The 9352-nt window shown below is 57.2% G+C and carries 9 protein-coding genes; all 9 read right to left on the bottom strand.

The genetic code is table 11. The annotated features are described in order from the left end of the window. Positions 1–354: 354 nt before the first annotated feature. A complete protein-coding gene (locus TL5118_RS04865) occupies positions 355–1203 on the bottom strand; it encodes a VOC family protein (protein WP_058241615.1) in 849 nt (282 codons plus the stop codon). A 9-nt stretch (positions 1204–1212) separates the two neighbouring features. Then, positions 1213–1947, bottom strand: a complete 735-nt coding sequence (locus TL5118_RS04860) for a serine acetyltransferase domain-containing protein (protein WP_242601725.1) — start codon at positions 1945–1947, stop codon at positions 1213–1215. Between the two features lies 1 nt (position 1948). Beyond that, positions 1949–3463: an aldehyde dehydrogenase family protein gene (locus tag TL5118_RS04855; protein WP_058241617.1), complete on the bottom strand. Its 1515-nt coding sequence runs from the start codon at positions 3461–3463 to the stop codon at positions 1949–1951. Beyond that, on the bottom strand, positions 3456–4313 hold the full coding sequence (locus TL5118_RS04850; RefSeq protein WP_082626099.1) for an NAD(P)-dependent oxidoreductase: 858 nt from the start codon (positions 4311–4313) through the stop codon (positions 3456–3458). Before TL5118_RS04850 ends, TL5118_RS04855 begins: the two co-directional genes overlap by 8 nt. A gap of 101 nt (positions 4314–4414) precedes the next feature. Next, positions 4415–5317, bottom strand: a complete 903-nt coding sequence (locus tag TL5118_RS04845) for a LysR family transcriptional regulator (protein ID WP_058241618.1) — start codon at positions 5315–5317, stop codon at positions 4415–4417. 391 nt (positions 5318–5708) lie between these two features. Then, the gene (locus TL5118_RS04840; RefSeq protein WP_058241619.1) at positions 5709–6338 is read right to left on the bottom strand and encodes a nucleoside/nucleotide kinase family protein; all 630 of its coding nucleotides are present in this window, start codon (positions 6336–6338) and stop codon (positions 5709–5711) included. Further along, on the bottom strand, positions 6335–7108 hold the full coding sequence (locus TL5118_RS04835; RefSeq protein WP_058241620.1) for an ATP-binding cassette domain-containing protein: 774 nt from the start codon (positions 7106–7108) through the stop codon (positions 6335–6337). Before TL5118_RS04835 ends, TL5118_RS04840 begins: the two co-directional genes overlap by 4 nt. Further along, positions 7105–8166: an ABC transporter permease gene (locus tag TL5118_RS04830; RefSeq protein ID WP_058241621.1), complete on the bottom strand. Its 1062-nt coding sequence runs from the start codon at positions 8164–8166 to the stop codon at positions 7105–7107. Before TL5118_RS04830 ends, TL5118_RS04835 begins: the two co-directional genes overlap by 4 nt. Before the next feature lie 112 nt (positions 8167–8278). Then, positions 8279–9289 (bottom strand): sugar ABC transporter substrate-binding protein, encoded by a 1011-nt coding sequence (locus tag TL5118_RS04825; protein WP_058241758.1) that lies wholly within the window; start codon positions 9287–9289, stop codon positions 8279–8281. Between the last annotated feature and the right edge of the window lie 63 nt (positions 9290–9352).

Here is a 9352-nt window from a genome sequence, read left to right as displayed (position 1 = left end):
GTTTTTCGAACTGTGAATCACGCCCCTACGCGGAAATCAATGGGTCCTGACCCTAAGGTGAAAGAAAGGAGGCGGGTTGCAAAGCAAGCATCGGGATAGGCGAACTACCCGAAAGCATAGGGAGCTTGCACTTTGCCAAGCAAAGCATGTTCATCGATGCTGGAGGGGTGACTGCTTTGTCCGTATAGCAGGCCTTGGCGCGAACCGCAGCGAAGGTCCTTTCTCCGTCCGAAGTGTAAATTGGTCATGTCCGCTTTGGACTGGCAGCAGCCATTCGAGCCGGTTGCAGCGAACGGCAATGACGAGTCCACTTTACCAAATGCTGCGGACGCACCAATGTCGGCTTCTAAGCAATCAAGCATGTTTTCTCGAACCAACAAAACGCATCGCAATTCCGCCGAGCTTTGACATTTCGGTCGTGACTGGCACTCCATTGACCGCATCGAAGTCACTGACCCGAACATCCAACGCCGCAATTCTCGGTCCATCCGCCAGAAAGTCATCGGGCAAATCTGCGCCGTAGATCGAATGGAATTGGCTTGGGTCCACGATCCGCCAGTGACCATTGGTGGTCTCAACACTGTCAAATCCTTCAGCATCCGTGGTGGCGGAAACGTCGTGAACACGGGTCAACCAATCTAGAACAGGCGCTTTGTCCTCGGCCACAATCGTCGCGGCTGCAAAACCATGCGCGCCATTGGGGTGTGTCATCCGGTCCGGGAACTCCAGAAGATCGCGCCGATGTTGCTGGCAAGCAAAAACCGACAGGCGAGGCATCGTATCATTGTGGAACACCTTGAGCGTGGTCTTTGTCCGATCCGGCTGTCCATTGGCGCGGACCACGTCGCGGCCAAAGTTAATCGTACCCGTGCACGGAATACCACGCGCAGCCAGTTGCGCCTCTGCCTCACCTGCGTCCTCGGTAAAAAGCGCGGTGAGCGCGACACCTTCGGACTTTTCCAGGAACCCCTCAACGTGCCGTCCAAAGCGAAAGCTGCCTGCTTCATAGCCGTCCAGCAAGGACGCGTCGCCGATGCTAACGATCTCAAGTATCTGATGGCGGAACAGGGCCAGAGCCGTGGATGTCCCCCATGGGTGCTGTCCGGGAGGCGCGATGAAGAAACCCAAGCTGCGATAGGTCTCTATCGCTTGATCAAGATCACGCACAGCGATCAAAGGGTGGTCGATGCCGAGAAATGCCATGGAAACCTCCTAGGAGAAGCCGCTGAAACTGCCGTGCTTACGGTCGCGGACGGTGGCTTTCGGTCCGTAAACGGTTTTGCCTGCGGGGACGGATTTGGTAACGATGGCCCCAGCTGCAACAACCGCATTTGCACCGATATCAATGCCGCCCAAGATGATCGAATGACCACCAAGCACAGCGCCCTTGCCAATCAGCGGGTGCCTTCGGTTCCCCATGCTGACAAAGTTCGACCCCAGCGTGACCCCGTGCCAAATGCTCACGTCATCTTCGATGATCGCTGTGCGCCCGATCACAACGCCCAGCCCGTGGTCCAGCCAGACACGCCGCCCGATTTGAGCTTCTGGCGCGATGTCCACGCTGAGTTGTCGCCCAAGCAAAGCTTTGACCGCTGCGGCTGCCGTTTCACGACCTGACAGGAGCAGCGCACGCGACGCACGATAAGACAAAAGCCCCTGATAGCCGGGGGCGAATAGCAACACATGTGCGGCGTCAGTGCTGAGGTCGCGTTCAGCGGTTGCTGCGAGGTCTTCCATGGCAAACGCTATGGCCCTTTCATCCTCACCAAAGGCCTCACCGACCAAATCACGGACCCTACGCCTTGCCTCTGCATCGGGCACCAACCCAGCCAGCACGGCGGCGAGCAGCTCGGCATCGTTTTTCACCTCATCCGGCGCAAATCCATAGAGCGTAGCCAGCGCTGACTCTTCGCCAAAAAGGCGGGCAGTTTCTTCAATCAGGCTCATGTCATTCGCTTGGCGCATAACCAAAGGCCACGCGCGGCACTTCTGCGGTTTCGACCCAAACGCTTTTGGGCTCAGTGTATTCCATTAGTACATCCATACCAGATGACCGTCCAAAACCGGAAGAGCGCGAGCCGCCAAAAGGAGTGGACACGTGGATGGCCTTGTAGCCGTTCACCCAGAACGTCCCCGCCCGGACGTTCGCGGCCATGCGATGCGCAAGGCTGACATTGTTCGTCCAAACCGCGCCTGCCAGCCCGAAATCGGTGCTGTTGGCGATGCGGACGGCTTCGGCCTCGTCTTCGAAACTCAGCGCGGTGACCACGGGGCCGAAAATCTCGGTCTGGGCGGCATCGGCTTCAGGCGGCAAGTCCGCAAGGATGGTAGGCGGAACGATGAGCGCATCGGTTTCGTCGCTGGTTCCAGTTAGAACCTTGGCCCCGTCCTTGGCCGCCTGATCGACCATGGCTGTCACATGATCAAACTGACGGCGGTTGCTGATGGGGCCGATCTCTGTCGCGTCATCCAGCGGGTCGCCGACCCTCAGCTGTCCCATGCCAGCCGCGACCATGTCCATAAACTGATCCTTGATCGACGCCTGCACCAGCAGCCGTGATCCGGCCACACAGCTTTGCCCTGCGGTAGCGAAGATCGCGGCCTGTGCGCCTTTGCACGCTGCCTCCAAATCAGCATCTTCGAACACGATGTTGGCCGATTTGCCGCCCAATTCCAGCACGACAGGTTTCAATGCCTTACCTGCTGAGGTCGCAACGACGCGCCCTGTGGCGGGAGAGCCCACAAAAACTACCTTGCGCGTGGCATCATGGGCAATCGACGCTTCGCCTGCCGTGGGGCCAAGCCCCGCTAGCACGTTGATCAGCCCTTTGGGCGTGCCCGCTTCTTCACAGATTGCGGCCAAAGCAATGGAGGTCACAGGCGTCAACTCGCTGGGCTTCAACACCACGCCATTGCCGCAGGCCATCGCCGGCGCAATCTGCCAACCGGCGGTGAACATCGGCGCGTTCCATGGTGTGATCTGGAAAATCACGCCCAACGGCTCGCGGATCGTGTAGTTCAGATGGCCCGAAGGCACTGGGATCACCTGGCCGTGCAGTTTGTCCGTGTAGCCCGCGTAATAACGAAAAATTTCGGACACTTTCGCGACCTCAACTCTGCAATCGCGGATGGGCTTACCCGACACGACCGCCTCCACCTGAGCCAGAGTTTCGTGGCGCTCATCGACCAAAGCTGCGATCTTTTGCATGACGACCCCACGAGCAGCGGCGGTGAAATCACGCATCCAGACCTTTTGTGCCGCATCGGAGGCCGTACATGCTCGGTTCGCAACCTCGGCACCGCAATCGGGATATTCGGCCAAAACACTACGTGAAAACGGGTCTTCCAAAGCGATTGTCGCACCATCGCCCGTGACGAATGCACCGCCTACATAGCTTTGCGGGACATCGGATAGGCCAAGCTCCGCGCAGAGCGACTTGTAGTGAGAGATACGATCAAGCATTGGAGCGTTTCCGGTATTTGTAGATTTCGTTGAAGTCCGCACTGTCATCCAACATCTCGCGGCTGTTTTCCCAGATGGAGGCGATGGTCTCGGTTGCGGGCAGGCCGATCCCCAACCGGTCTGCCAACCCGGTCGCAAGGCCAACATCCTTGCGCATCAACCCCATGGTAAAGCCGGAATCGTAAGCCTCGTTCGTGATCCATTTAGGGAAGTTCACCTCGCTCACGCCTGACCGACCGGACCCTGCGTTGATCCCCGTCAAAAGTTCGGACAGCGAAATCCCCGCGCGTTCGGCCATCTGCGCCATCTCGCTCATCAACACGAGGTTCGCTGCACACAGCAGGTTGTTGGCGATCTTCACGGTATGACCCGCGCCAGACGGGCCGATATGAACGAGTTTACCTGTCATCTTTTCCAGCAAGGGGCGCGCTTTGGCAAAGGCGTCCGCGTCCCCGCCAACAACCATGGTCATTGTGCCCGAACGCGCACCTAAGGGCCCGCCGCTGACAGGACCGTCGAGGAAGGTATAGCCATCGTCTTGCGCCTGCGTCGCGAGGCGCTTGGTCGTGTCAGGCTCAGAGGTCGATGTGTCCACAACAATTGCGCCTTGTTGCAAATGCGGGCCAAGCTCTTCCATCACCGATGCGACGATTGCGGCCTTGGGCAGGGACAAGATGACCGTGTCGCAGGCGCTGAAATCGGCAAGCGACGCCGCGACCTCGGCCCCTGCTGCCTCGGCCCGCGCACGGGCCTCTGGCATTGCGTCATAGCACAGCACGTCGCAGTTCTGTTCCATCAAGCGCGAAAGGTAGCCGCCCCCCATTGCGCCCAGTCCAACCAATCCGATCATGAGATACTCCCGCTGTTTCCGGCAAGGTAGCCTAGGTTTCTGATGTTCGGGAATTGCGGTGCATTGAGAAAAATGTTGCGCAACACGCAACACATGTACGGTTAGGCTTGAAACGCCTGCATCGACCGCATCGCGTGATTGGCAAGTTTCATCGCCGCTTCAGGCAAGCGTCGACCAGACCGAGCGATCAGGCTGACCTCACCTCGCGCAAATTCTGGCACGTCCAAAGGTAGGGCCATGATGGTACCATCCGCGATCTCTTGGGCGACAACAAAGGCCGGCAGGACGGTCACGCCCAGTCCTTCGCGAACAAAGTTCCGAATGGCCGCGAGCGAGTTCGCTTCCACAGCCCGACGTAGCCGGACGCCGTAGATCGTCTCGACCTCGCTTACCATTGCCCCAATGCCCGAACCAGGCAACAATAAGGCCGAGGGCATCAAGGCAAGACTGCTGATCGAAACTGGTGAAGTCGTCTTTGCCCAATCCGACGCAGGTTTGGCCAAGAGTTGCAAAGGCTGCGCCGTATGTGCAAGCACCTTGCAGTGACGATCTGGAGTTGCATTGAAAACAAAACCCAAATGGGCCACGTCATTCTGGATATCTTGCATAACGGCTTCGGTGGACCCGCTGCGCATGGTGAAGGTGATCTCTGGATAGGCTTTCTTAAAGCTCGGCAAAGCGTTCTTGATAAGGTCGCTTATGAACCCTTCGCCAACTGCTAGCGAAACGCTGCCTCGACGCATCCCGCGCAAGGCATCAAATTCAGCGGTGAGAGCTTCTAATTCTGCTGCCTGACCTCGCAGATGGTGCAAAAGCAACTCGCCTGCCTCTGTTGGTTTTACGCCTTTCTTGCGGCGTTCAAGAAGCTGGATACCAAGTTCGGTTTCCAGCGCAGTCAGCCTGCGACTGATGGTCGACGGCTCTTGCTGGAGCGAAACCGCTACGGCCCGGATCGAACCGTCTTGGCAAACCCGCAAGAATGTCGAGGTGAGCTTATCGTCCATTTGGTTTCGCTTGATTGCATTTCTTGCAATTACTCTCACGAAATACGTCAGATTTCGCAAGGATAAGATGCTTGCAGGCTGTCTTCAAACAACCCGATAACACCGAAAGGAAACACTCGCTTGAATGCTGCGAGCGGCAGGTGTCTTCACAGTGGCGATAAGTGCCGTGCGCAACGAATGGCTTCTCCCCGCCCTTGGTGTCGAAACCCAACTTCCGATGTGGGCTGACAAAAGCCATTCGAGCCGGTTGCAGCGAACTGCAGTATCGAGCCTAAATTTCCTAATGCTGCGATGTACGGCGACGTCGGCTAACAGGCGGTCTCTTAGAGCGGAGTACTTTCCAAACGTATGTGCATGAGATGCCAAAGAACGCAGCGTTGAGAAGAGTTGTCTATGCTGTCAGCACCGCATTTGCGGGCAGCGCACTTTCGATTATTAGGCGTGCATTTGGAAGGTCGTTGGAAGTGATCTTCTTTTCGACGTCGTCATCACGCACATTGTAAAACTGCCAGCGTTTGCGCAGACGCGTTTCGAGGATATCCAAGTGAACGTTTAAGTAGATTGAGTAATCCCAATACTCTACCAACTCACGCCAGATCGGGGCGTCGAAGAGAAGGTAGTTTCCCTCCACAATCACGATTTCACAATCGTCTGAGACCTTTCCAGCGCCTGCTATCGAAATGTCCAGTTTTCGGTCGAACAGCGGGAAATAGACAACTTCGTCTGACTGCAACGCCTTCAACACGCGCAATAGTCCCGAAGCATCAAAGCTTTTAGGAGATCCCTTGCGATGAAGCAGGTTCAATTTGGAAAGGAGGCGGTTGTCGAGGTGGAACCCGTCCATCGGCAAAACCGCTGCCGAGTGGCCCCGTTCCGTGAGGCTTTGCACCAGCTCTGCCGCCAACGTTGTTTTGCCCGAGGCCGGTGGACCAGCCAACGCGACGAGTTTGCGCCGATTAGAAAAAGGCGCTGCCAATATCAAGTCGGGCAGCGCCTCGGGAATTGTCAGGACGGTGCTCATGCAGCGTCCTGCCCGGGAGGTTCCTTGGCCCCGGTCATGAAGGCCACCGCATCGGACATGGTGTAATCCTTGGGATCGATGGTGCACAGCCGCTTGCCCAGCCGGTGGATGTGGATACGGTCAGCAACCTCGAAGACATGAGGCATGTTGTGGCTGATCAGGATGATGGGAACGCCACGGGCGCGCACATCTTTGATCAACTCCAGCACCTTGCGACTTTCTTTGACCCCGAGCGCCGCCGTGGGTTCATCCATGATGATGAACTTGGTCGCAAAGGCGGCGGCGCGGGCTACGGCGACCCCCTGGCGTTGACCACCGGAAAGGGTTTCGACCGGCTGTTTGATCGACTGCACCGTCATCAGCCCCAGCTCGGTCAGCTTTTCGCGGGCGAATTTCTCCATCGCGGGCTTGTCCAGCATCCGCAGAAACTTGCCCAAAAACCCCGGTTTGCGCAGCTCGCGCCCGGTGAACATGTTGTCCGCGATGGACAGGGCGGGCGACAGGGCGAGGTTTTGATAGACGATCTCGATCCCCATATCGCGGGCCTCAATAGGTGAGGAGAACTTGACCGGTTTGCCTTCGATCAGGATCTCGCCCTCATCCGGGGTGGTCGCGCCGCAAATCGCTTTTACGATGGATGACTTGCCCGCCCCATTATCGCCGATCACGGCAAGGATTTCACCGGGGCGCAGTTCGAAATCGGAATGGTCGATGGCGGTGACATGGCCATAGCGTTTGACAATGCCCTTGGCAGATACAACAGGTGTCATGCTGAAACCCTCCGGATCCATTGGTCGATTGCGACCGCGATGATGATAAGCCAACCGATGGCAAAGACCTGCCACAGCACGTCAACGCCCGCCATGCGCAGGCCCGATTGGAACACGCCGACGATCAGCGCGCCAAACAGCGCTCCCATGATCGACCCGCGTCCCCCGAATAGGGATATGCCCCCGATCACCACGGCAGTGATGGATTGCAGGTTGCCTTCGTAGAACGACTGCGGCGAAATTGATCCTACCCGGCCAATTGATGCCCAGCCCGCGATCGCGCAGACCAGTCCGGCCAGCATATAGACCGACACCAGCGTGCGTTCGGTGCGTATGCCGGACATTTCAGCAGCTTCGGTATCGTCGCCGATAGCATAGACGTGGCGGCCCCATGCGGTTTTGTTCAGCATATACCACAGAACAACAAAGATCACGATCATCAGGATCACACCAAAGGTGATGCGGGCGCCGCCGATCTTGATAGCGTTGCCAAAGAACTTCAGGAATTCGGCGTTTTTATCGATGTCCTGGCTGCGGATGGATTGAGCGCCCGACAGCCACAGGTTCAGGGCGAAGAAGATCGACCATGTGCCCAGCGTGGTGATGAAAGGGGGCAGCTTGATCTTGGTGATCAACAGCCCGTTCATGGCCCCGGCAGCCATGCCGCCCGCAAACCCCACGACAATCGCCAGCGGGGATGGCACGCCCATATTGACGGCAAGATTGCCCATGATCACCGACATCAGGATCATAATCGCCGCCACCGACAGGTCGATCCCCGCGGTGATGATGATCAGCGACTGCGCCGCTGCGAGTATCCCGATGATCGACACCTGCTGCATGATCAGGCTGAGGTTGAAGGCCGAAAAGAAACGCCCGCCCGCAATCATCCAGAAAGCCAAAAGACTGATCACCAAAACGATGACCGGAACAAAGGTGGGGTTGTTGTGAAGTATATGCTGGATACGGTCCAGCAAGCTTTGATGGCGGATTTCGAACTTAGCGACAGTCTTATCGCCTTGGTCGATGACCTGTTCATAGCTGGCTTTGGTTGTCATGACGATCTCCCTCAACGCCAGCCTATGCTGGCATATTGAGTATGGTCAAAGGTGTTGGCAGAGAATGAGTGCCGGGGCCACTACAGCCCCGGCTTAGGGAATCAGCAGGAGATCAGCCCCAACACTTGCCCATGCCTTCGGCCGAACTCAGCGAAGGGATGCCATCCACGGGTTCGTCTGTGATCAGTTCAACACCAGTGTTGTAGAAATCCAATCCTTCGGTGTTCTGCGGTTTCGCACCAGTTTCAGCCCAGGACTTGATCGCATCGATGCCAAGCGAGGCCATAAGCAGCGGGAACTGCATCGATGTCGCTCCGATCACGCCTTCGGAAATGTTCTGGACCCCAGGACAGCCGCCGTCGACCGAAACGATCAGAACATCATTTTCTCGTCCCACCGATTTCAGCGCTTCATAGGCCCCAGCAGCGGCAGGTTCGTTGATGGTGTAGACTACGTTGATTTCCGGATCGATCTGCATCAGGTTTTCCATCGCAGTCCGGCCGCCTTCTTCGTTGCCGTTGGTCACGTCATTGCCAACGATGCGGGGGTCTTCTTCGTCTCCAATGTCGGTCGGGTCTTTGATGTCGATGCCAAAGCCCTGCAGAAAACCATTGTTGCGCAGATAGTCGACCGAGATCTCCGATGGATTCAGGTCCAACAGAGCAATCTTGGCATTTGCTGCGTCCTCGCCCAGCTTGGCCGCAGCCCATTCGCCAATCAGAACACCGGCCTTAAAGTTGTCAGTGGCAAAGGTTGCATCCGCAACGCTGGCGGGTTCAAACGGCGTGTCCAACGCGATTACCAGGGCGCCAGCTTCGCGGGCCTGTGTAATCACTGGCGTCAAAGCACGACTGTCAGTGGGGGTGATCAGGATACCCTTGGCGCCAGAAGCGATACAGGTTTCCACTGCGGCAATCTGGCTTTCAACGTCACCATCGATTTTGCCTGCAAATGTCGACAAGCTGATGCCGTTAGCTTCTGCAGCTGCGGTCGCGCCTTCCTTCATCTTCACGAAGAATGGATTGGTATCCGTCTTAGTGATCAGACAGGCGTTCACATCCGCATGTGCGGCGCCTGTCAAAGCACTCAGAGCAATTATCGAAGTTGTCATAAGCGTTTTCATGGTTTCCTCGTATCCGTCCGGTATCGGGGCGGTTTCAGGCTTTTTCGGGGCGCCGGTTCCATG

The sequence above is a fragment of the Thalassovita autumnalis genome, assembly GCF_001458255.1.
GTDB lineage: Bacteria > Pseudomonadota > Alphaproteobacteria > Rhodobacterales > Rhodobacteraceae > Thalassobius > Thalassobius autumnalis.
The sequence above is the reverse complement of the archived record's forward strand: the minus strand, read 5'-3'. Positions and strand labels throughout refer to the sequence as shown.

Coding starts and splice junctions, on each gene's coding strand:
- TL5118_RS04865 (WP_058241615.1), bottom strand. CDS start 1,203: ATGGCATTTCTCGGCATCGACCACCCTTTGATCGCTGTGCGTGATCTT.
- TL5118_RS04860 (WP_242601725.1), bottom strand. CDS start 1,947: ATGAGCCTGATTGAAGAAACTGCCCGCCTTTTTGGCGAAGAGTCAGCG.
- TL5118_RS04855 (WP_058241617.1), bottom strand. CDS start 3,463: ATGCTTGATCGTATCTCTCACTACAAGTCGCTCTGCGCGGAGCTTGGC.
- TL5118_RS04850 (WP_082626099.1), bottom strand. CDS start 4,313: ATGATCGGATTGGTTGGACTGGGCGCAATGGGGGGCGGCTACCTTTCG.
- TL5118_RS04845 (WP_058241618.1), bottom strand. CDS start 5,317: ATGGACGATAAGCTCACCTCGACATTCTTGCGGGTTTGCCAAGACGGT.
- TL5118_RS04840 (WP_058241619.1), bottom strand. CDS start 6,338: ATGAGCACCGTCCTGACAATTCCCGAGGCGCTGCCCGACTTGATATTG.
- TL5118_RS04835 (WP_058241620.1), bottom strand. CDS start 7,108: ATGACACCTGTTGTATCTGCCAAGGGCATTGTCAAACGCTATGGCCAT.
- TL5118_RS04830 (WP_058241621.1), bottom strand. CDS start 8,166: ATGACAACCAAAGCCAGCTATGAACAGGTCATCGACCAAGGCGATAAG.
- TL5118_RS04825 (WP_058241758.1), bottom strand. CDS start 9,289: ATGAAAACGCTTATGACAACTTCGATAATTGCTCTGAGTGCTTTGACA.